This is a genomic window from Microseira wollei NIES-4236, from assembly GCF_020521235.1.
GTDB classification, from domain to species: domain Bacteria; phylum Cyanobacteriota; class Cyanobacteriia; order Cyanobacteriales; family Aerosakkonemataceae; genus Microseira; species Microseira wollei.
In genome coordinates, this window is record NZ_BLAY01000088.1 from 1 (window position 1) to 21,450 (window position 21,450).

Genomic DNA, 21,450 nt, shown 5'->3' on the forward strand with positions numbered 1-21,450 from the left:
AGTGGAAAATCTTCGCCTTTTGGGCAAAGACTATTGATGTTCCCTGGGATATCAACATTGGTCGTCGGGGCACGGCAGTGGAAAATCTTCGCCTTTTGGGCAAAGACTATTGATGTTCCCTGGGATATCAACATTGGTCGTCGGGGCACGGCAGTGGAAAATCTTCGCCTTTTGGGCAAAGACTATTGATGTTCCCTGGGATAATTAATCTACATCCGCATGGGCATAGCGCCGATAGAGGAAGTCTAAAGCGTAGTTGCGGAGGTCGTAGTAAGTTTGGTCTTCCATAATTTTCTCGCGCTCGCGGGGACGCTCAAATGGAATATCCAAAACTTCACCAATTTTAGCCGCTGGGCCGTTGGTCATCATTACGAGGCGATCTGCCAAGTACAGCGCTTCATCGATATCGTGGGTAATCATTAATACCGTGACCCGATGTTCGCGCCAGATGGCTAACAGTTCATCTTGCAATTCTTCCTTGGTTAAGGCATCGAGAGCGCCGAAGGGTTCGTCTAGAATTAGCACTTGGGGACGAATAGCCAAGGCGCGGGCGATCGCCACCCGTTGTTTCATCCCGCCGGATAATTGGGTGGGACGCTTGTACATTGCTTCTCCCAGTCCGACCATTTCCAGATGTTCGCGTGCGATCGCAGTTTTCTCGGCTTTGGATTTTTCCGGATATACTTCGTCTACGGCTAAGTAAACATTATCAAACGCGGTCATCCAAGGCAGCAAACAGTAATTTTGAAACACTACCATGCGGTCGGGTCCCGGTTCGGTAATGCGCCGCGAAAGCAGTCGCACTTCTCCCGTCGTCGGTGTTTGGAACCCGGATACCATGTTCAACAGGGTGGATTTACCGCAGCCAGAGTGACCGATTAAGCAGATAAATTCGCCTTCGTAAACTGTTAAGTCAATTCCATCCAATACAACGGCAGGGCCTTTGGGCGTGGGATAAACTTTAGTGACGCTATCGATTACTAAAAATGGGTCTTTTTTCCGTACCGATTGCTGTTTTTTTAAGGCTGTTTGAGTGCTGTTGAATGTTTGCATGGTTATCAATAAGGGACTAGGGGATAGGGAGTGGGGAGGCTTACTCGTTTGGCTAGGGAAGAATATCTATTTATTGAACCGCCAAGAAGCCAAGGACGCCAAGAAAGAAGAAACGAAGAAGATAGGTAATGTTGTGGCGCACTGGGAGTGGGAGTGGAAAAATAATTTCTTTCCCTGGCCTTTAGCCCCTTCTACGCTGCTTGAGAATCGACTAAAATTTCTTCAACGTTGAATTCGCGTTTGATTTCTAAGCGTTTGAGATAGCCTAGCGGATCGTCAGGATTAAATACAACGCCGTCGAACAGGGTAAAGGGTTTGCGATCTGGTTCCATATCGGACCAATTTAATTGGCGCGCTGCTTCGCCGTATAAGTCTACCCGGCGTACTCGTTCGAGAATTTCGATCCAATTTTTCGGGAAGGCGGTAATTCCCCAACGGGCGAGTTGAGTTAATATCCATAACCCTTCGGCGCGACCCGGACAATTAGTATTCTCGAAGTGGAATTGGTTGAAACGCGGCATTAGTTGGGGCGGCGCACCCGTACCCCGGTGATAGTATCCTAAGAAACCTGGGCGAATATATTCGGCGGGAACACCGACATATTGGGGTTGAGTTAGCCATTGCATAATCTCTTCCCGATTGCGGCGATCTTCGCAGTATTCGCAAGCTTCTAAAATTGCTTTAACGAGGGCGATGTGCAGGTGAGGGTTATAATTTGCCCACTCTTCCCTTACTCCCAGTACTTTTTCCGGGTTTCCGGGCCAAATATCCAGGTCGGTGGCGATAACGAAACCCAATCCTTCGTAAACGGCACGACAGTTCCAAGGTTCGCCGACGCAGTAGCCGTCGATGTTTCCCTCTTTGAGTTGGTTGACCATTTCTGGTGGGGGAACGACGACTAAGTTTACATCGCGGTCGGGGTCAATTCCACCTGAAGCCAGCCAGTAGCGCAGCATCAGGTTGTGCATCGAACATTCGTGAACGACGGCGAGGGTGTAAACTTTATCCGTTGATTGTGCGATCGCGCGTTTAAAATCGCTTAATGTCCGCACCCCTTGTTGGTAGAATCTATCGCTTAAGGTAATCGCGTTACCGTTGCGGCTGAGAACCATCGCTGTAGAGGTGGCTACGGGTGCGTTGCCAAAAAGGCCCAACGTCATTGCCAGAGGCATTGCCGTCACCATTTGGGCAGCGTCTAGGCGTCCCGTGGCGACACCCTCTGCGATCGCATCCCAGTTACTTTCCCGCACCAAATCGACTTCTTCTATCCCATGTTTTTTAAAGAAACCTTTTTCTTTAGCGACTACAAACGGCGCGCAATCTGTTAAAGGCAAAAAGCCAATGGCTAATTTGACTTTCTCTAATTCGCTGCCACCTTTAGAAACTTTGCGGACAACTTCTTTAGTTTCCTTGACAGATGTTACACTTGCTGGTTTAGTTTCCTTGACAGGCGTTGCACTTGCAGCTGCAGCTTGTTTGGCCTTGCGTCGTTTATCCCGCTTTTGCTGGTTGAGGAAATTAATTAATTCCGCCCGCATCCGATAATAATCGGGATGATTAACCACTTCCAAACGATGGCGAGGGCGGGGAATATTCACTTCTAAAATTTGACCGATGTGGGATTCTGGCCCATTAGTTAACATCACAATGCGGTCGGATAATAGCAGCGCTTCGTCCACATCGTGGGTAACCATGACCGAGGTAACGTGACTTTCCTGGCAAATTTGCATCAGCTGTTCTTGCAAGTTACCCCGCGTTAAAGCATCCAACGCACCGAAGGGTTCGTCTAAGAGTAATAGTTTAGGACGGATGGAAAGGGCGCGCGCGATCGCTACCCGTTGTTTCATCCCCCCCGATAATTGTCCCGGTCGTTTATCGGCGGCGTGGCGCAGTCCCACCATATCGATACTTTGCTCGATAATTCCGCGTCTTTCCCCTTTCGCCTGCGATCCATATACTTCATCAACTGCCAATTCAATATTTTCCCGTACCGTCAACCAAGGCAGCAACGAATAGTTTTGGAATACTACCATGCGATCCGGTCCCGGTTCGGTCACTTGGCGACCTTCTAAAATCACGCCGCCGTGACTTGGTCTATCCAAACCGGCAATAATATTGAGCAGGGTTGATTTACCGCAACCAGAGTGACCAATTAAGGAGATAAACTCGCCTTTACGAATCTTGAGTTCGATATTCTTAAGGGCGATATACTTGCCGCCATTAGCCAGGGGGAATACGCGGTCAATGTGATCGACTTCTACGAAGAAAGACATGGTAATTGCTAATTGCTAATTGCTAATTGATAATTGCGTTCGTAGTAGGCGCTGCAGCGCCTACTACGAACTACTTATGTTCTTGCGGTACGATAATGCTGCCGATGAAGCTAACTAACCTGTCTAGTAGTAGACCGACGACCCCTACGTAAATCAGCGCGATAATAATTTGGGACAACAGCGAGTTGTTGTAAGCATCCCAGATAAAGAAACCAATTCCTACACCACCGACTAACATTTCAGCCGCAACAATTGCCAACCAGGATAAACCAATTCCTATTTTCAGCCCGGTAAAGATGTAGGGAACCGAAGCGGGCAAAACGATCTTCAAGAAATACTTATGAGTTTTTAGACGCAAAACCCTGGCGACGTTTCTGTAATCTTGCGGAATGTTCTGTACGCCAACGGTTGTGTTAATCAGAATCGGCCAAATCGCCGTAATAAAAATTACAAAGATTGCGGAAGGATTGCTTTGTTGAAAGGCGGCGAGAGAAATCGGCAACCAAGCGAGGGGAGGAATGGTACGCAGCACTTGGAAAAGTGGGTCTACGGCGCGAAAAACGAAGTCATTAACGCCAATAACGATACCCAAAGCGATGCCAACAATAGCAGATAAAGAAAAGCCAATTGCTACCCGTTGCAAGCTGGCGAAGACTTGCAAAGCCAAGCCTTTATCGGTGCCGCCGTTATCAAAGAAAGGATTGATGATGTAAGGGTCCCACGTATCGGCGATTACTTGCATCGGGCCTGGTAAGCCTTTGGAACCGGGAGGACAGAGAATTTGCCAGACAATCGCAAAGAATGCAATCGCTACAATTGGCGGCAGGACATATTTATTGTTTTTCTTGAACCAACTACCCAACAATTGCTGGGGATTGTTGTTAGTTGAATATCTGCGATCGCTTCTAGCAGTCATGAAACCCTCCAAATTATCAGCCGTCAGTTCTTAGTTTGTCTTCCTAGTTCCCAGGCTCCTGCCTGTCTTCCTAGTTCCCAGGCTCCTGCCTGGGAACTCTATTTTAGAGGCTCTGCCTCGCCTATCTTAGTAACTAATTAAGCCTTTTTAATCTTGAGACTTGCCAAATAAGCTGCGGGGTTTTCCGGATCGAAAGTAACGCCATCAAAGAAAGTTTCGACGCCGCGAGAAGGACTGGTAGGAATTTCTGCCGCCGGTACGCCCATTTCTTGAGCGGCTGCTCTCCACAAATCTTCCCGGTTTACTTTATCAACCAATTCCTTAGTATTAGTATTGGCAGGAATATTGCCCCAGCGAATATTTTCAGTCAAGAACCACAAATCGTGACTCTTATAAGGATAGGAAGCATTATCTGCCCAGAACTTCATCCGCAAGTCGCTTGCTTGCAGTGGGGGACGACCATCGCCGTAATCAATGTTGCCTTTAGCGCGTTCGATAATATCTGCTGCCGGTACTTTAAACCACTTCGCTTGCGACAGAATTTGGCACATTTCTTCTTTATTTTCCGTCTTTTCGCACCACTGTTGCGCTTCCATGACGGCTTTTAAAACCGCCTTCGCTGCTTTGGGATGTTTATCCACCCAATCTGCGCGCATGGTAAAAGCTTTTTCGGGATGGTTTTTCCACAGTTCTCCGGTTACCAATGCGGTGTAACCAACTTGCTGATTAACCAGTTGCGCGTTCCAAGGTTCCCCTACGCAAAACGCTTCCATATTTCCCGTTTTCATATTCGCCACCATTTGGGGCGGTGGAACGGGAATTACCGAAACTTCTTGGTCTGGATTAATGCCATTAGCTGCTAACCAGTAGCGCATCCACATGTCGTGAGTACCGCCGGGAAACGTAATGGCAACTTTCAGTTCGTCTTTACCGCTGGATTTGGCTTGCGAGAATGCATCTTTGAGAGCTTTAGCTTCTAAGCCAATCTTGGCATCTTTGTAAGTATTGCCAATAGAAATCGCCTGACCGTTTGTATTTAACCTTGCCAAAATGTACATCGGTATAGCTTGCTTGGTCTTGGTTTGACCCAAGGTCATAAAGTAAGGCATGGGGGTTAGAATGTGCGCCCCGTCGATACCGCCGCCAGTGGAACCAATTTCTAAGTTATCGCGAGTAACGGGCCAAGATGCTTGCTTGAGAACTTCTACATCCTTCATCCCATACTTGTCAAACAACCCCTTTTCTTTGGCAATAATTAGGGGTGCAGAGTCGGTCAGCGCGATATATCCCAGTTTGGCTGTCGTGACTTCTGGGGCGTCGGCGGCGCTGACGTTGGTAGCCACGACTGGACTAGAAGTTGCCGCCGGTGCATTGTTAGCAGCAGGCGTATTGTTGGCGGTAGTATTATTCCCTGAAGTACAGCCGTGGGCAAACAGAGTCCCTGCTGCTGTTGCCCCTGCGGTGATGATGAATTTGCGTCTGGAAAACTTGGTCATTTTTCTTTACCTGTACGATAGTTGGTTTCTTTCCGGCTGAGCTTCCCCTGTCTAGAGGGTATGAAGTTGCATCTGATAGCAAGTTAGTATTCGTTTTGGCTTTCTGCAAGCGGGTAATACTTTTACTCTGCATCTTAGACAAATTAAATCGATGGATGGGGTATTACCTTTAGCAGAAAGCGTCGTATTTGTAAATAGTTTTGCTAGTAGGTTGCGTTTAGGTACGTTATCACTTGGGGTTACGCTTACTGAACAGCTATTGAGTTTTGTTAAGTAAAACCGGCTTCGGCTCCTCCTTGGTGTCTAATTAAGCCATCGCTGAATTGATTGTTTCGTATCTTTAGTTACAAATTATTGCAATAAATGAAGTTTAGGCATATATGTTATGCAATTTTGACATATATAATTCTTGAGAAAGATTGACCAAAGAGGCAGAGGTCGAGGGGCAGGTGGGCAAAAGGTGCTCCAGGGGAATTTGAATGTAAATTCTCCCCATCTCCCCATCTCCCCATCTCCCCATCTCCTTTTGCCCCTCTGCTTTTTTTTCACCCAGGGGAATTGGTAAAGTTGAATTTAGAAGCGCTGAGAGTTTTTTATGGATCGTCGTAGCTTTCTGGGCTGGGTGGGTGTGGGTTGGGTAGCCAGTTCGCTGCCGGTAGCACTTGCCGCCTGTTCCTCTAACAACACCGATACTCAAGCACAAACAAATAACACCGCCACGGACACACCCGTAGCCAGTTCTCCCCGCAGCGATCGCTTTGTCGTCGTCGGTACGGTTGCGGATTTAACTCAGAAAGGTCAAATCCTGAACAAGCAATCTGGCGTTGGCCCGGTTTTAGTTGTCCGTAACCCTGCTGCTGCTAACCAACTTGTGGCGGTTAATCCCACCTGTACCCACTTACGCTGCACGGTAGATTGGAAGTCCCAGCCAAGGGAGTTTGTCTGTCCTTGTCACGGTTCTAAATTCGCCACCAATGGCACCGTTGTCACAGGTCCAGCGGATAAGCCGCTAAAAACTTACCAAGCCAAGATTGAAGGTAATTCAGTTTTGGTCAGCTCCAGCTAGATCAACCACCAAATATGATCAAACAGCATGGTTTCCATGCATAATAAGAATCGCAAAAGTCATTCAGTAGTAAAAGTTACAAAAACCAACTGGGAGAACCGAATATGGTGTTTGCAGTAAAACATCAAGTACGTCGAGCAACAGCGGAATTAACGCCTGTGGACAAGAAGGAGCCGACTCCCTTGGCTGAAGCAGGAAATAAACGTCAAAACAAGCGAGTTAGAGAGCTATGCGTGTTTTGAGTCAGTTTTGTGTTGCACCTACTCCAAGCCCTCCGATTGACAAGGCGATCGCCTCCTATGAAAGGGGCGATTTTTTATTAAAATCCAACTCGCTCAAATAAATAAGGATCATGTTGAACGTTCTAGAACAGGCTGCTTGTGCTGTTGAGCAAAAGAATTGGTCTTTGCTCAACCAATGCCTGCAACAACTGCCGGTGAAGAGAAACAGTGCAGGCGCACCTGGGGGGGAACAGCAAGCCTTACCTGATATAAATTTACTGCTAACTTTAGCGTTAGAAATTCTGGAAACCGGGGATTTTCACCAACGTTGGGAAGTTGCGAAGGTTTTCCCTCGACTGGGGAGTTTTGCGATTGCTCCTTTAGTAGATATTTTGGCAGACGAAGCCGAAGAAGATCGGGAGTTACGCTGGTTCGCTGCTCGCATTTTAGGCGATTTCCACGCTCCAGAAGCGATCGCGGCTTTGGTAAACGTTCTCAAAACTGACCATAGCGAAGATTTAACCGCAATGGCAGCAGCGGCGTTAGCGAGTCTCGGTGCATCGTCAAAAAATGCTACCGCTTTTCGCTTAGCAATCGACGCTTTGACGGATATGCTGGGGCGAGACGAAACCAGAGCTTTGGCAGTGAAAGCGCTTTCCCACATCCGCCACTCGGAAACCATTACACCCCTGCTCAGTGTTATCCGAGATAAAGAAGTAGCAGTTAGAACAACAGCTCTAGAAGCGCTCGCCAGCTTTCACGACGATCGCATTCCGCCGGTTTTGTTAGACGCGCTCAAAGATACCGCAGCGCCAGTCAGGCGGGAAGCCACCATCGGTTTGGGTTTAAGGGCGCAATTGCAAGAAGAATTAAAATTGGTGGCGCAGTTGAGCGAGCAACTTTGGGACTTGAATCTGGAAGTTTGCAACGCAGCTGCTATTGCCTTGGGGCGCATGGGAACAGACGCCGCCGCCGATGCTTTGTTTGCCGTGCTGCGAAAGGGAACCGCGCCGCTATCGTTACAAGTTCAAATTGTGCGAAGTCTCGGCTGGATCGAGACGCCAAAGTCGCTAATTTATTTGCAACAAGCGATCGCACAGCGGAATGGATCGCAGGATCGCAGGGGTGCAGGGGTGCAGGGGTGCAGGGGAGAATTACCAACGCCTGATGTCCCAGGGGATATTGACTTAGTTTGCCAGGAAATTATCGCGGTTTTGGGGCGCGTAGAAAAGCCAGATGTAGTACGGCTCGCTGCTAAGATTTTGCTCGATGCCTTGAATTCTAACTATCCGAAGATTCAACATCCTAGACTGAAACAAGCCTTGGCAACGAGTTTGGGGCATCTGAAAGATCCGGCGGCGATTGATTCGCTAATTCAAATGTTGGCAGATGGGGATGAGGGTGTAAAATGGCACGCCATCGCAGCGTTAAAAAAGTTCTCTGGGGTCGCGCCAAAATTAGAGGCTCTGGTCGCTAATCATAATTTGACCCCCGCGCTCAAACAAGGGATTGCAATCGCTCTGGAGCATCTCAGATTTTAGATTGGGTAATTGGTAATTGCTAATTGCTCATTGCTAATTGGTAAGTTCCCCCCTGCTCACCTGCTGAATTTGCGTAATTCCTGATGTAGTACAATCTGCCAGCCCGCAATGGAAACCCAAAAAGCTCCCAGTGGGTGGGAGCTTTTTATTGACTATTAGCACTTACGCAAATCACCAAAGTTTCTCTGAAAAATCGTTGGTTTGGGAACTAGAGATCCAGGTCGAAACTTTGGTGATAGCCACGCGCTTGCGTAAGTCCTGTACCTGTTCCCCAATTAAATCCAAAAATCTGGTTCCATAGTGCTGAATTTCCCAAAAAATTGCCTGTTGTGCTACTGATATCATGTTTGGTTGCATCGGTTGTATATAGTCGATTGTGCGAAAAGCTGTTTTTTTCCCTCCCATCTGCCCAAGAGATCGCCTGCTCAAGAGCTCACCCTAAGCCTAACGCTACCGAAGCAAGCGGACATGATATGATTTGTAGACCCGAAATGTCTTGATAATTTCCCAAATTCCCGGCACTTTCCAGAGGGCTAACAAAACTGGTATCTTGTTCGAGAAAGTGAGATTGGTTAGCCCAATTATCCATCTGTGATGCACAATCCTGGCTCTTCCGTACTCTGGTTGATAAGTTTTACTAATTTATTTGGGTTGGGGCTATAACTAAAAAGGCTGAAATGCTGATCTAGTAAGATATTGAGTCTAAAAAGCCTGAAAAAATCTTAGCTAGTTTTAAGGCTAGTGGCATTTGAGATTCTTGTGGGGTGGGCATCTTGCCCGCCTCTGCATTCGATTTAGATGCCAACCAATGCTGGTTTTTTCATCATTAAATAAAATCAAAAAAAATTTACAGGACTTACGCACGACGCTCCTAGAAACCCGGTTTCTTTGCGTAAGTCCTGATTTATCAAAACTGACGCAAAGAAGTTGAACAGAAGAGAACTTTGTTCTCCTCTGTTCAACCTTAAATGTTCGGCTTTAGGCGGGTAGCCCTAATTAGAACAGTCAGTCAGTCCCATCGACATTAGTCTCACTAAAGTTGACCAGCGTGATAGTATTTCCGGTGCCAAAGACTGCACTGGAAATAATCGTATTCACCCCACTCTGAGTGACTGTCAAAGCATCAAAGGTGGTAGTAAATGCCTTCAGGTCGATGTAATCTACACCATTCTCAAAGCTGGGAATCTGGTCTAGGCCAAATCCGCTCTCGAAGATGAAGGTATCGAGATCTGCACCACCATCGAGGATGTCATCGCCAGCACCACCTGTCAGGAAGTCTTTGTCAGCACCACCATAGAGGCTGTCATTGCCAGCTTGCCCCAACAAGGCGTCTTCGCCAGCTTCACCATTGAGGATATCGGCATCAGCACCGCCATCGAGCGTATCCTTTTCGGCTCCGCCACTCAGGGTATCGTTGCCACTGTCACCAAACAGGTTATCTTCTTTGATTCCACCTGTGAGGATATCGGCATCAGCACCACCGTCGAGAGAATTCTTTTCGTCGCCACCCGTGAGGCTGTCATTGCCAGCGCCGCCTTCCAGGGTGTTTTCGCCGTCTCCACCTTGTAGCGTATCGTTACCGATGCCGCCAATCAGCGTATTCTTGCCGAAGCCAATTCCGATCAAGCTGTCATTGCCATCACCGCCGTCGATGTTGGTATCGCCTGTTGAACCTGTAATCGTATCATTGCCGCCGAGACCATTAATCGAACTGACTTTTTCTAGTTGGGTTGCCGAGAAATCTAGGATGTTGGCAGTGGCATCGCCAACGATCGCCTGTTCCAGACCACCCACATCTGCGCTGATGCGCTCAATGTTGTTCGTCGAGTTCCAGCTAGCGATTTTCAGGTCACCCGTACCAATGTTTTCTACAGTATCGACACCATCACCGCCGTTGAGCGCTTCACCAGCAGCGAGTCCTTCATTGCCAACTTGAATCGTGTCGTCACCCGCACCCGCAGAAGCTGTATCAACACCGTCGGCGAGAATGATCACATCTTTCTGGTCGCCGCCAATAATCGAGTCATTCCCTGCCCCACCATCGAGGGTATTATCTCCATCGCCGCCCGTCAAAGTATCGTTGCCATCACCCCCAATCAGGGTATTTTTGCCGGTTCCAGCACCCGTGAGGATATCGTTATCAGCACCGCCATCAAGAAGATTATCGCTATCGCCTCCGGTGATGGTGTCCTTGCCGATCCCACCTTCGATGGTACTCTTGCCACTGCCACCCGTCAGGCTGTCATTGCCACTGCCACCAAAGATTTCGCTATCGCCAGCGCCTCCAGTGATGGTGTCGTTGCCAGCAACGCCGTCAACAAAGTCAACATTGAGCAGGTTAGTTGCCGAGAAATCGAGCAAGTTATCGACATTAACGCCTTCTTCAAATCCAACAATTGCCAAAGGCGCGGTGGGAGTTATACCTGCATTAATCGTTTCGATGTTGTTGGAGGCACTCCAGTTAGCAATTTCGAGGTTGCCAGTACCGATGTTGACGAGTGTGTCAGCATCCGCACCACCATCTAGCACATCCCCAAAAGAAATGCCTTCAGCACCCACCTGAATTATGTCGTTGCCAGCACCGCTGGCAACGGTATCGGCCCCTGCTCCACCATTGAGCGTATCAGCGCCATCGGGTCCATTCAGTACATCGTTGCCAGCCCCACCGCTCAGTAGATCTTCCAGGAGCGTACCGCTCAGCGTGTCATGGAAGGCAGAACCAATCACCGCTTCAATTCCAGAGACGGTATCGCTGCCTCCCTGACCGTCCCTAGCGGTGGTGCTATTCAAATCGACGGATACGCCAACAGCAGCGGTGCTGTAATCGACGACATCAACGCCATCACTTCCCGCGATGATGTCATTTCCAGCGCCACCTTTGAACAGGTTGTCATTCTCATCACCATTAAGCGTGTCATTACCAGCGCCGCCATAGACATGGGAAAAATTAGTCAGGGTGTCGTTGCCAGATTCAGTGCTGGTCGCTGTGCCCGCTACTAGATCGACGAAAACTGCCGCTGTGTTTGCGCTGTAGTCTACGGTGTTGATCAGTTCACCTGGCAGAATCAACCCTTCCGTATCATCGCCATACAGGTCATCATCGCCAGCACCGCCAGTGACGATGTCATTACCATCACCGCCCGCGAGAGTGTCGTTGCCGCTGCTACCAACGATAACGTCATCAAACTCACTAGCGGAGATGGTATCGTTTCCAGTCAAATCAGGGAGAGGATCTCCAGCAGAATATGGCACACCATCAATCTCCACCTGGTCAGAGATGAAAGTAGGTGTAATTCTGTCGCTCAACTCGGTTCCCATAATTGTAGCCATGTTGACTATTCTCCTGATTTAGGTTTTGTTTCAATCAAACCAAGTCAAAGTTGCCAGTCTCTTGGCATTTGCACAGCGAAAGAAAGCTGATTTCAGAAGCCAGACAATCACAAGATATTCACCAATGTTCCTACAAAAGAGGCGTCCGTAAATTGGGGTTTCCGCTGCTATGTCACACCACTTTATAAAAGTTACACCATCCACAGTAATGCTCTTGTTGTATTGCCGGTTTTTTTGACTTTTTGCTGTCAGTTATTCTCCCACCATTATCACCTAACAACAGACTTCTTTTTTCGGTTATTTAACCCTCGATTACTCCTTTATTTAACTGGCATAAATTTTGTTTTTTAAGGATTCTGATAGGTTTTTTATAACATCTCAAAATTTAATTAATTTCAACATCGCAGAAAATCCTATATAAGCTACCTTTTTGCGCGGATTAAATTCCCAGAATAGGTGCTATTTATTGACTTAAAAAGTGAGATGTAATTTCATATTTTTGCCAAAAATATAAAGGCAAACAGAACTAAAAAATCCGCAGCATTTTTTGGCAATAACTTGACTAGCGAATCTTGATCCAGTTACTTCAAGGAGTTAGTTTCGCTAAAGTTTTGCCAGATGCGAACGCTTGCCTGGAACGACCTCTGATCCGAAATCCGGTTCAATAATCCCGTTTTTAAACGAACCGCCATAGACAGGAAGTGGCTTCCCGTAGGGTAGACGCCATAGACGCTTTCAGAGGCGCACCCGTTGGGTAGAACACCAAGAAGAAGAGGAAGAAGAGCAGAGGGGTTGTCGAGCCGGATTTGGGATGAGGCGTCGGGAAATTGTGGTGTCCGCTGCTATGGCACACCACTCCAATTTGCTCATGGATCTAAAGGATGCCCAAGTTTGACGGATGGAAGAAACCAACTCTGGAAACTCAAATCTTGAGAAACCGCCTTGATCAGAATTAAGTCGGTTTTAGACGAACAGGAAGTCAGCAGCAGTGAGGTCTGTTACACCAGCAACAGTAATGCTATTGCCAGCACCAAACGCTGTAGCAGTGATAATCGAATTGCCACCACCGACACTAATGGATAAATTGCTAAAGCTAATGCCAAAGCTGATCAGATCGATCTTGTCAGCGCCATTTCTGAAGTCATTAACAGTATCGGCTCCAAATCCGCTGGAGAATATCAGTCGGTCGGCTCCACCCTCACCATTGAGCGTGTCATTACCAGCTCGACCAACGAGCCTATCCTCTCCGTCTCCACCCAGGAGACGATCGTTGCCAGCACCGCCATCAAGGTAATCATTCCCACCTTCACCATTGAGGGTATCAGCGCCGTCGTTGCCAAAGATGTTATCGTTGTCGCCAGCGCCGGTCAGAATGTCAGCACCTGAGGTTCCTACATAAAGAGCGATCGCATTCGTTGCCGTTGCCCCCGTGAAATCGGCGTTGGTCAAGTCAACTTTGGTGAAGTTGGCATTGGACAAGTTGGCATTGGTGAAGTTGGCACCAACCGCTGAACCATCCACAAAGTTGATGCCGCTCAGGGTTGCACCCGTCAGGTTAGCGCCATCCAGATCTGCCTTCTCGAGAGAAGCACCGCTCAGGGTTGCACCCGTCAAGATCGCATTGTTGAGGCTGGCTTCTGTGAGATCCGCTGCGGTGAGATTTGCTGCCACCAGGAGAGTCGATCCATTGCCCTGTGTGAGTTTCAGATTCGCACCACTTAAATTTGCGCCAGTTAAATTGGTGCCAAAGATCTCCGTATTTTCCAGAAAAGCGTTATTGAGTTCAACGCCACCTGTGAGATTAGCACCATTCAGCAAGCCAAAGCCCAGGTTAATCCCGGTCATCTTTGCCCCAATGGCTGTGGCATTGGTCAGATTGCCACGTACCAGTTCAGCACCCGAAAGATCCGTTCTATAGGAGGTGCTATTTGGTGAAACAAAGGTATTGAGATTTGCGCCAACTAATTGCAGATTTTCTGCAATCAAGTCCACTATAATGGCACCCCGCAGATCCGCTCCGTCCAAGTCGGTATCCGACAGAATAGCTCGAGTTAAATCAGTCTGGATTGCAGTGCCATTGGCGTTGACATAAGGGCTGAAGTTAGACCCTGTAATCACCACATCCTCTGTCCGGAAGCCAGTCATAATGGCACCCCGGAAACTCAGATTTGCGGCTACATTCTGTGTTAGGGGACTCGTATCGGTGAGCGCTGCTCCACTTAAATTCACCAGGTCAAAGATCGAGTTTTCCAGGAAAGCATCGGTAAAGTTGGTTAATGTGAAATCAGCACCTGTGGCATTAGTGCCAGAAAACTTGATGCTTTCAATGTCAGCACTCTCGAAGTCAGCACCCGTAAGCGTCGCACCTGTGAAGTCCGCGTTTTTGAGTTTGGCATCAATAAACTTGGCATTCGTGGCATTGGCGTTGTTAAACTTACTGTTTTCACCGGGTTCGCCACTCAGATCGGCTAAATTAAAAATGGTGTCAACCAGGGTTGCACTGGTCAGGTCGATGCCTTTCAAAACAGCAAGCGACGCATCAGCTCCACTCAGGTTTGCACCCACCGCAACTGCATCGGTGAAATTGACTTCCTGCAAATTCGCACCCGACAGGTTCGCACCCGATAAGTTGATTCCTGTAGCAGTAGCCTTGAAAATATTTGCACCCACCATGTTTGCCTGAGTAAAATTCACATTACTCATGGTAGTGAGATTAAACTTCGCGCCTGTTAAGTCGGCACTGACTGAATTGAAAGGCGAAAAGTCAACATTGGTCAGGGATGCGGCTTGAAAGTCAGCATTCTGTAGAATTGTGCCTTTGAATTGCACATCGCCGATCGCAGAAGAGACAAACTTAGAAAAGTCATTGGGACCGCTCAAATTCTGACCATTAAAATTTTCGTTGCTTACTGTGTCGAAGCTACGATCGATTACTGGCATAAAGATGCACCCGAATTATTGGATTGAACGTTCTTTTTTCTTTGATTCTCATGTCTTCTCAAACACTTAGAACCTAACAACAGACTTTTTGCTTCGGTAATTTAACCCTTTATCACTGCTTTATTTAACTTAAATTCATTTTTTCTGTCAACGATTGTGAGAATTTTCTCACAATCTTATTACCTTTTATAAATCGAAAATAAATTATCATTTTAAATCCCCCAAAATAATATAGATGCTACCTTTTGGCGCGGCTTTGGTGCCCACATTCCGCACCCTGGGGTATCCCACAGCATAATTACGCAGAAAACTCTATTTTTCAAGTGATAAATTATGGCTTTAAACAGGGGTTTCTCTGTTTATATACGTTATAAACGTATAATTTATAGCTTTATTATTTGATAAAAACAGGTAAAAACCGATTGTGACAGTTGAGGGGGCGAAATCTGGGTTAATAGTGAAATGTACTTTCCTAGTTTTGTTTTGCAAAAGATATAAAGGACAGGACTGACGCAACTTTCAAATGCGATCGCATACGCCAGATCTGGGTAGCCTGGGCTTGACAAAAAGACGGTTTAATGTATCATTATTCTGAGAATGATAATAAAACATTACATAGTTGTATAAACCAGCTATAAATCTTTTCCTCTTAACCCAAGTTGTGCGAGCGCTCTACCAAAATTGGTTGATTTCGTGGGTTTAGTTGTAAAAGTCACAAATTTTTCGGCTTGCCTGCTGCGAGCTAATTAATACCAAGTTGTGCCTCAGAGTACTATAAGTCTGCTTCGCTCTTTTCTCTGTTGTTTCTTTGTCAATTCTATCCACTATCTTAGAAAGCAGCTGGCTAGAGCGATGGTCAAAATTATTTGATTTTATTGCGTTACAAACAAAATAGAGTAGTAACTAAGACTCAACATTAACCAAAGAAAAATAAACAGATGACAAGCGGTTGTATCAATTTATACGAAAATGGGGCAAGAAATGCGGTCAGGTCTTGTCACCCGTATGTAAACCAGGATAAAAAACCCTGGGCATCGAGCAGTTGCAGGCATTGCTAGCGATCGCTGAAACTGGCAGCTTCAGGACTTACGCACGAGGATCTGATCGCCTTTGTTTTTGCGTCGCTCTCTAGTGCTAAAGCGACGATTTTTCAGAGAAACGACGCTCTGAGAACCTTTGTTTCTGCGTCGCTCTCTAGTGCTAAAGCGACGATTTTTCAGAGAAACGACGCTCTGAGAACCTTTGTTTTTGCGTCGCTCTCTAGTGCTAAAGCTGGCAAATAATTCCCAGTGGCTGCCGCCTGGGATAAGCCATATTCCGGGTATGTCGCATCGTAAAATCGACCTCGCAAATCCAGGGAGCGCAGCCGATCCCATTGTTGTATGGGCAATAGCCAGTCGTTCATCTCAAAGACAAAATCCCGGAATATGGGGTCGCCAGTCGCGTCGAATAGCAATGCATAGGCTTGGCTATGCCAGGGGATAAAGGCGGGATGACGATTAGCCAGGTGATATTTTCGATAATAGGAGAAGCTTTGGCGACAGTTATCTAACCTCTGCTGAGTGGGATTCATTTGATATAGAGATGCCCAAAACAGAAGGGCGACTCCGGCGTCAATATTGTGGTGTTGATGTTCGCGTCCCTGATGCGGGTTATTAAAAGAACCATCTGCTTGCCATAACGCCTCAATCTCCTAATAAACCGATCGGAGTAATTGCGGTGGGCATTTCCATATCGACATGTTGCGAGAGGACTTTTGCGGCTATCCCACCCGCTGCTGCTAGATGACAGGGTGATAAATCTTCTGGAACTTCGGCTTCAAATTGGTCGGGAGCATAGCGATTTCCATAGCACAGGACTAATTCGTCACCGGGAAAGATGATTCCTTTGCGTCCATCGCCTTGTTCTAGACGTTCATGCTGACCAATTTCATCTACTCTGACTAGCACTAAATCGCCGGATTTAGGCTTGATCTCTCCACCGATCAGCGTCGCGATCTCATTAAAATCTACCTAGGGAGTCGTATAACCTGCTTTTGCCCGTTTCAGCCTTTCTTGTTTCAGATGCAAAATATCGATATCGCTCATAAATTCCTCGTCAAATCATTAACAAATACGATTTACACCCTTTGGTCAAATCGTAAAATCTCTGACATTACTACCTTTTTTGTCAACCCTGATGCTGCGATTTTTTCAGCCAATTTTTTGGGAAACAATCCGATTTTCGCTTAATCGCATCATATAACATTATTTGAATTCACCCCGCTTAAGAAAACCTTAAATTTGATAACTAAGTATCTGCGGGTAAATCAAGTAAAAATAACTGAATGCTCAATTTGAAATCTAGCTGGTATTTATTTTATATATAAAAATATTAACTCAGATGCTCAATCTTTGAGATAATCAGGCAAAAGAGTGGAAGAGGCGAGCCACCCTCGCCTCTTCCACCTCCCTGTGAGATTCACGATTGCTTTTGGCAAACTATTGCAGTTTTATTCTGATTCTTATCAACTAGAGAATTTCTCCGATGGGGATTGTACTTCCATCATTTTGAGCTTGTTTGTAGCAAAATAATGAAGAAAAGCTAAATTTCTAATTGACCATTCAGTTAGTTTTACTTGATTTACCTGCACCTACTTACTGTCACAATCGGTTTTTTCGGAATTATGACTCAGATTAATGTAACTTTTGAGACTAGAATTTACGGGAAATAGTCTTGCTGTTCTCTGTTAAGAAGTTCGCTCAAAATCTGTAGTGTGACACTTGAGGATGTGGAAAGTGAGATTAAACAGCTATAACGTATACAAAATAAGGAGTTTAGCCAACGGAAGTTGTCCCGCAGGGGGCAACTTCCGGTAAAAAAAAAATTAATAAAATAGTCTTGGTAATATCATGTCCAATAGCAACGGTTGTGTAACTGCTAATAGCTAATCCCTGGCTCAATCAGGAAAAATACTATATGAGCAATTAGCAATTAGCAATTAGCCATCCATACACTACCGATAGCACCGAGCATGATATCAGTCTTAAGACATTGCCAAATCAATCTGTTCCCCAATTAAACTCAAAAATTTGGTTCCATAGTGCTGAATCTCTAGAAAACTTGCCTGTTGCGGTGCTGATTTATATACCAAAAAATTTTTCATAATTCCTAAAGTAGCAGCACTTTCCAACGGGCCGATAAAACTGGTATCGCGATCGAGAAAATCAGGCTGATTAGCCCAATGATCCATTTGATTAGCATTCAAAAAATAGCAACCAGAATGAGGATTCAAAGCGCGACGGAACAGCATCGGAACTCCCATGATTGTACTTTTCAGTTGCGGGCGATCGCTTAAATTTTGAAACCTCTCAGTTGCTCTCTTAGCTATATCACCATCAACATAAGCTTTGTAGGAAAGTCCGTGGGTAGAGATTTCATAACGATTGGGTTGCAACAAACAGCGATCGCTTGCCTCTTTTGTAAACCAATATAATTTGACAAAAAACCAAGGATCGTGTATTATCAGGTCGTCTTCCATAAAGCAGTAATAATCATATTCGCCCAAGCAATCTCGCAACACTGCTTGGCACTCAAACCCCAAAAGCATAGGTTCTGCTTGTGTGGGATAATGCTGATAAAAATGAGCCGGTACGCGCAGTTTCTCCAAAAGATGACAGTTTTTAGTTGTACAAATGACAATATCCAAATCGTTAGCCAGGGGTTGGTTAACAGGAAAAGCTAATTTTTGATGGATGTTGATGATACTCTGCGATTTACTAAACAGCTGATGTAAAGCAACAAGACTTTGACTTAATGCTGCTAAACGTGGCTGAGGATTTTTGCGTCTAGAATCATGGCGACTATTATCTTCGGGTTTAAAGAAGTGAGCAATTGTAATCAGGATTCGCATAGATAGGGTTAGAGAATAAGGGATATTAAGGCTTTCACCAATTAAGAACTTCCTGATTGCCTTGGCATTTGTTATATTATGCCCGGTTGATTACCCATAATCGGGAGCCGGGACACGGCAAGATTGACGTTATCTGTTTGTCCGAGATATCTATGATGCCGTGTCCCTACGCAACAACTCTGTGAGGTTTTTTATTATCGGCAATTCAACGGAAATGATATTATATAACTCAAGTTGCTAGTTATCTCTCTGGGAGCGGCTAATGGCTAATGGCTAATGGCGAAATTGGTAAAAATCCAAGATTAGCAATTAGCAAGCTTGCAATTAGCAATTAGCAATTAGCAATTAGCAACGCCCTTGTTTATAACTAGCAACTTGCGTTATATATCATCTCCTGTAACAAAGGTTGTTTATAGTAGGGGCGGGTTTTACCAACCATGCTGTGGCATCACGAGATATTTGATTAAACCCTTCCTTTGCTGACAATACCGATGCAACCGGACATGATATTAGCGGTAAGTTTTTAGGCATTAACTAGCCGCCAATTGCAACGCAGCAGGCTTTTTGAGTTGTTCTTTAAGCCAATTAGCGAACAGTTCATCGAGTAACTTTTGTTGCATCGCTTCGTCGAATTGTGCCGGGATAATTTTTTCGATTCTGACAATTATCCATAAATCTTCGATCGCAGCGGGAGGTATTAGTTGCCCTGGTTGACTAGCTTTCAAGATTTGGGCTAGTTTAGGATGGGATAAACCCAATGCTACAGGCCCAATTAAACCACCAGTCTTAGCTTCTAAACCTTCAGAATATTGCTTGGCAATTTCCGCAAAGGTTTGTTCGCCTTCTTTTAAACGGAAGTAAAGTTCGTTTGCCACATCACCATCCCGCACGCGAATTAGAGAATAAACATATTGATCGAGTTGTGATTTTTGTTGCATAAAGTAGTTTTCTAAGTTGTCACCCCAAGTAGCTTGTTTAAACTTTTCTATTCGCAGTTCGCGAGTTGCGAGGTTGGTTAATTGGGCGGCTGTCATGTTTTGTTCTTGCAACCATTTTTGACGAGCAACTTCGGTATTTAATCGACGCTGCTTGTAGAAGTATTCGCAACATTCGGCTTCTTCTTCTGGCGTGCAATTAAAAGATGCGATCGCTTGCTCAATTACCATCTCTTCCTGAAGTTTTGGCAGCAGTTGGTATTGATTCAACAAAGCCGCTAATTCGGTTCCGGTGACAGTGCGATCGCCAATTTGTAAAAGCGGCTGTTCTGCTTTCGCTACTAATTGTGAGTTAACCTGTTTCCCTTTCGATCCATTCTTTTCGCTCTTGTTCGCCGATTTTGATGGCATTTTCATCCAGAGAGGAGCAGAATTACCGCCAATACCTTGCCCAATCCAATCTAAATGCTGAGGTAATAACAGGGACAAATCGTAATTTTCCATAATTGTTTGCCTTGCTTTGGCGCGAATTTCGCTCATTTTATCGGCATGATTTAAAGCTTCTACAATCCGCTCGGCAATTTCTGCGGGTGAGAAAAACTCAGCTAATAAACCATTAACCCCATCTTGAATTACTTCAGCGACTGGGGCAGTATTGGACCCTACAACTAAACAACCTGTAGATAAAGATTCCAACAATGACCAGGATAAAACAAACGGACGAGTTAAATAAACATGAGCCGAGGAAGCTTGCAGAACTTGTAAATATTCTGGGTAAGGTAGATGTCCTGTAAAGTGAACCCTCGACAAATCCAAGGGAAACTTTTCTAACATTACCTGTTTATAAGTTTTGCCATCTGGCAGAGTTTTGCCATAAGCAACTCGATCTTCCCCCACAATGACAACGTGACATTGGGGGCGACGTTGTTGCAGTAAGTAAATTGCCTCAATAAATTGGGGAAAACCTCGGTAAGGTTCCATGCCTCGACCTACATATGTGACTAATTCTTCCACATGGGATAGGTCAAGGTTTATGCTGGGTAAAACTAACTTTGCTCCAGGTTTAGGGCAGAAGAAATTAGTATCGATCCCATCATGAAGGACTTTAATTTTCTCGTGATATTCTGAGGGGAATTGTTGTCGTTGCCAGTAGGTGGGAGAAAGACCGCGATCGCAACTATATAGATCGACCAAAATCGGCGCATTTTTCAACCGAATCCGGGCTTCATCGTCGGCTGTTAGCGGTTCGCTGGGGTCAAAATCGGCATCAGTGCCATGAGCATGATAAAACCACTCGAAATAACACAATAATTTAGCTTTGGGAAATATATCTTTCATCAGTAAAGTTGGCCCCCAACCCGAATGACCATAGACCACATCGGGAACAAAACCCCGTGCCTTTAGTTGTTCTGCCATGCGATAGACAGCCTGACCTTGAATCACAGCATTTTCCAGGGGGCGGACATAGTGATGAGTTTCTGGTCGAGCTTCTCTTTTCGGGCTATAGATCATCTTGGTGACGCCGGGTAGGCTACCTTCGCGACGAGTGGTGCCGAACACGACTTGGTGGCGGCTATCTTTGGCGATCGCTGCCGCTACATGGCGGAACTGAGCCGGAAAATTAGGATGTAAAAATAGAATACGCATCGTTTTGTTTTGCTAGTAACTCAAGTTGCTAGTGATAACCATAATGGGTTGCTCGCATCGCTAATTGCTAATTGCTCATTGCTCATGGGAATATTTTTCGGTTATACAATTAACCATTAGCAATTAGCTGTTAGCAGTTC

14 protein-coding genes and 1 pseudogene are annotated in these 21,450 nt (G+C 45.9%); 3 read left to right on the top strand and 12 right to left on the bottom strand.

Features of this window, described 5'->3' with window-relative positions; translation table 11 throughout:
- Positions 1–189 (top strand): hypothetical protein (locus tag MiSe_RS26285; protein ID WP_226586167.1); only part of this gene is annotated, 189 nt, incomplete at its 5' end.
- Between the two features lie 15 nt (positions 190–204).
- Here the strand turns inward: MiSe_RS26285 and MiSe_RS26290 are convergent.
- The 4 genes from MiSe_RS26290 to MiSe_RS26305 all read right to left on the bottom strand — a co-directional run bounded on the left by MiSe_RS26290 (position 205) and on the right by MiSe_RS26305 (position 5,738).
- Positions 205–1,053, bottom strand: a complete 849-nt coding sequence (locus MiSe_RS26290) for a nitrate ABC transporter ATP-binding protein (RefSeq protein WP_226586168.1) — start codon at positions 1,051–1,053, stop codon at positions 205–207.
- Positions 1,054–1,244: 191 nt separating this feature from the next.
- Positions 1,245–3,326: an ABC transporter ATP-binding/substrate-binding protein gene (locus MiSe_RS26295; protein ID WP_226586169.1), complete on the bottom strand. Its 2,082-nt coding sequence runs from the start codon at positions 3,324–3,326 to the stop codon at positions 1,245–1,247.
- 70 nt (positions 3,327–3,396) lie between these two features.
- Entirely contained in the window at positions 3,397–4,242 is an 846-nt protein-coding gene (gene ntrB / locus MiSe_RS26300) for a nitrate ABC transporter permease (RefSeq protein ID WP_226586170.1), read from the bottom strand.
- 137 nt (positions 4,243–4,379) lie between these two features.
- Entirely contained in the window at positions 4,380–5,738 is a 1,359-nt protein-coding gene (locus tag MiSe_RS26305) for a CmpA/NrtA family ABC transporter substrate-binding protein (RefSeq protein WP_226586171.1), read from the bottom strand.
- Positions 5,739–6,333: 595 nt separating this feature from the next.
- Between MiSe_RS26305 and MiSe_RS26310 the strand changes: the two genes are divergently transcribed.
- Together MiSe_RS26310 and MiSe_RS26315 are read left to right on the top strand one after the other, a co-directional pair.
- Positions 6,334–6,804 (top strand): QcrA and Rieske domain-containing protein, encoded by a 471-nt coding sequence (locus MiSe_RS26310; RefSeq protein WP_226586172.1) that lies wholly within the window; start codon positions 6,334–6,336, stop codon positions 6,802–6,804.
- 352 nt (positions 6,805–7,156) lie between these two features.
- The gene (locus MiSe_RS26315; protein ID WP_226586173.1) at positions 7,157–8,566 is read left to right on the top strand and encodes a HEAT repeat domain-containing protein; all 1,410 of its coding nucleotides are present in this window, start codon (positions 7,157–7,159) and stop codon (positions 8,564–8,566) included.
- A gap of 171 nt (positions 8,567–8,737) precedes the next feature.
- Here MiSe_RS26315 and MiSe_RS26320 read toward each other — a convergent pair whose 3' ends face one another.
- The 8 genes and pseudogenes from MiSe_RS26320 to MiSe_RS26355 all read right to left on the bottom strand — a co-directional run.
- Positions 8,738–8,995 (bottom strand): hypothetical protein, encoded by a 258-nt coding sequence (locus MiSe_RS26320; protein WP_226586174.1) that lies wholly within the window; start codon positions 8,993–8,995, stop codon positions 8,738–8,740.
- Between the two features lie 576 nt (positions 8,996–9,571).
- A complete protein-coding gene (locus tag MiSe_RS26325) occupies positions 9,572–11,896 on the bottom strand; it encodes a calcium-binding protein (protein ID WP_226586175.1) in 2,325 nt (774 codons plus the stop codon).
- Positions 11,897–12,859: 963 nt separating this feature from the next.
- Positions 12,860–14,836, bottom strand: a complete 1,977-nt coding sequence (locus tag MiSe_RS26330; RefSeq protein WP_226586176.1) for a pentapeptide repeat-containing protein — start codon at positions 14,834–14,836, stop codon at positions 12,860–12,862.
- Positions 14,837–16,052: 1,216 nt separating this feature from the next.
- A complete protein-coding gene (locus MiSe_RS26335) occupies positions 16,053–16,409 on the bottom strand; it encodes a hypothetical protein (RefSeq protein ID WP_226586177.1) in 357 nt (118 codons plus the stop codon).
- A 112-nt stretch (positions 16,410–16,521) separates the two neighbouring features.
- Positions 16,522–16,785, bottom strand: coding sequence for a hypothetical protein (locus tag MiSe_RS26340; protein WP_226586178.1), 264 nt, complete (start codon positions 16,783–16,785; stop codon positions 16,522–16,524).
- A gap of 1,076 nt (positions 16,786–17,861) precedes the next feature.
- Entirely contained in the window at positions 17,862–18,728 is an 867-nt protein-coding gene (locus MiSe_RS26345) for a calcium-binding protein (protein ID WP_226586179.1), read from the bottom strand.
- Positions 18,729–19,258: 530 nt separating this feature from the next.
- A complete protein-coding gene (locus MiSe_RS52190) occupies positions 19,259–20,080 on the bottom strand; it encodes a peptidylprolyl isomerase (RefSeq protein ID WP_307731542.1) in 822 nt (273 codons plus the stop codon).
- 30 nt (positions 20,081–20,110) lie between these two features.
- Positions 20,111–21,310 (bottom strand): annotated as a pseudogene (locus MiSe_RS26355) (glycosyltransferase); the annotation flags it as partial.
- Between the last annotated feature and the right edge of the window lie 140 nt (positions 21,311–21,450).

Coding starts and splice junctions, on each gene's coding strand:
- MiSe_RS26290 (WP_226586168.1), bottom strand. CDS start 1,053: ATGCAAACATTCAACAGCACTCAAACAGCCTTAAAAAAACAGCAATCG.
- MiSe_RS26295 (WP_226586169.1), bottom strand. CDS start 3,326: ATGTCTTTCTTCGTAGAAGTCGATCACATTGACCGCGTATTCCCCCTG.
- ntrB (WP_226586170.1), bottom strand. CDS start 4,242: ATGACTGCTAGAAGCGATCGCAGATATTCAACTAACAACAATCCCCAG.
- MiSe_RS26305 (WP_226586171.1), bottom strand. CDS start 5,738: ATGACCAAGTTTTCCAGACGCAAATTCATCATCACCGCAGGGGCAACA.
- MiSe_RS26310 (WP_226586172.1), top strand. CDS start 6,334: ATGGATCGTCGTAGCTTTCTGGGCTGGGTGGGTGTGGGTTGGGTAGCC.
- MiSe_RS26315 (WP_226586173.1), top strand. CDS start 7,157: ATGTTGAACGTTCTAGAACAGGCTGCTTGTGCTGTTGAGCAAAAGAAT.
- MiSe_RS26325 (WP_226586175.1), bottom strand. CDS start 11,896: ATGGCTACAATTATGGGAACCGAGTTGAGCGACAGAATTACACCTACT.
- MiSe_RS26330 (WP_226586176.1), bottom strand. CDS start 14,836: ATGCCAGTAATCGATCGTAGCTTCGACACAGTAAGCAACGAAAATTTT.
- MiSe_RS26335 (WP_226586177.1), bottom strand. CDS start 16,409: ATGAATCCCACTCAGCAGAGGTTAGATAACTGTCGCCAAAGCTTCTCC.
- MiSe_RS26345 (WP_226586179.1), bottom strand. CDS start 18,728: ATGCGAATCCTGATTACAATTGCTCACTTCTTTAAACCCGAAGATAAT.
- MiSe_RS52190 (WP_307731542.1), bottom strand. CDS start 20,080: ATGAAAATGCCATCAAAATCGGCGAACAAGAGCGAAAAGAATGGATCG.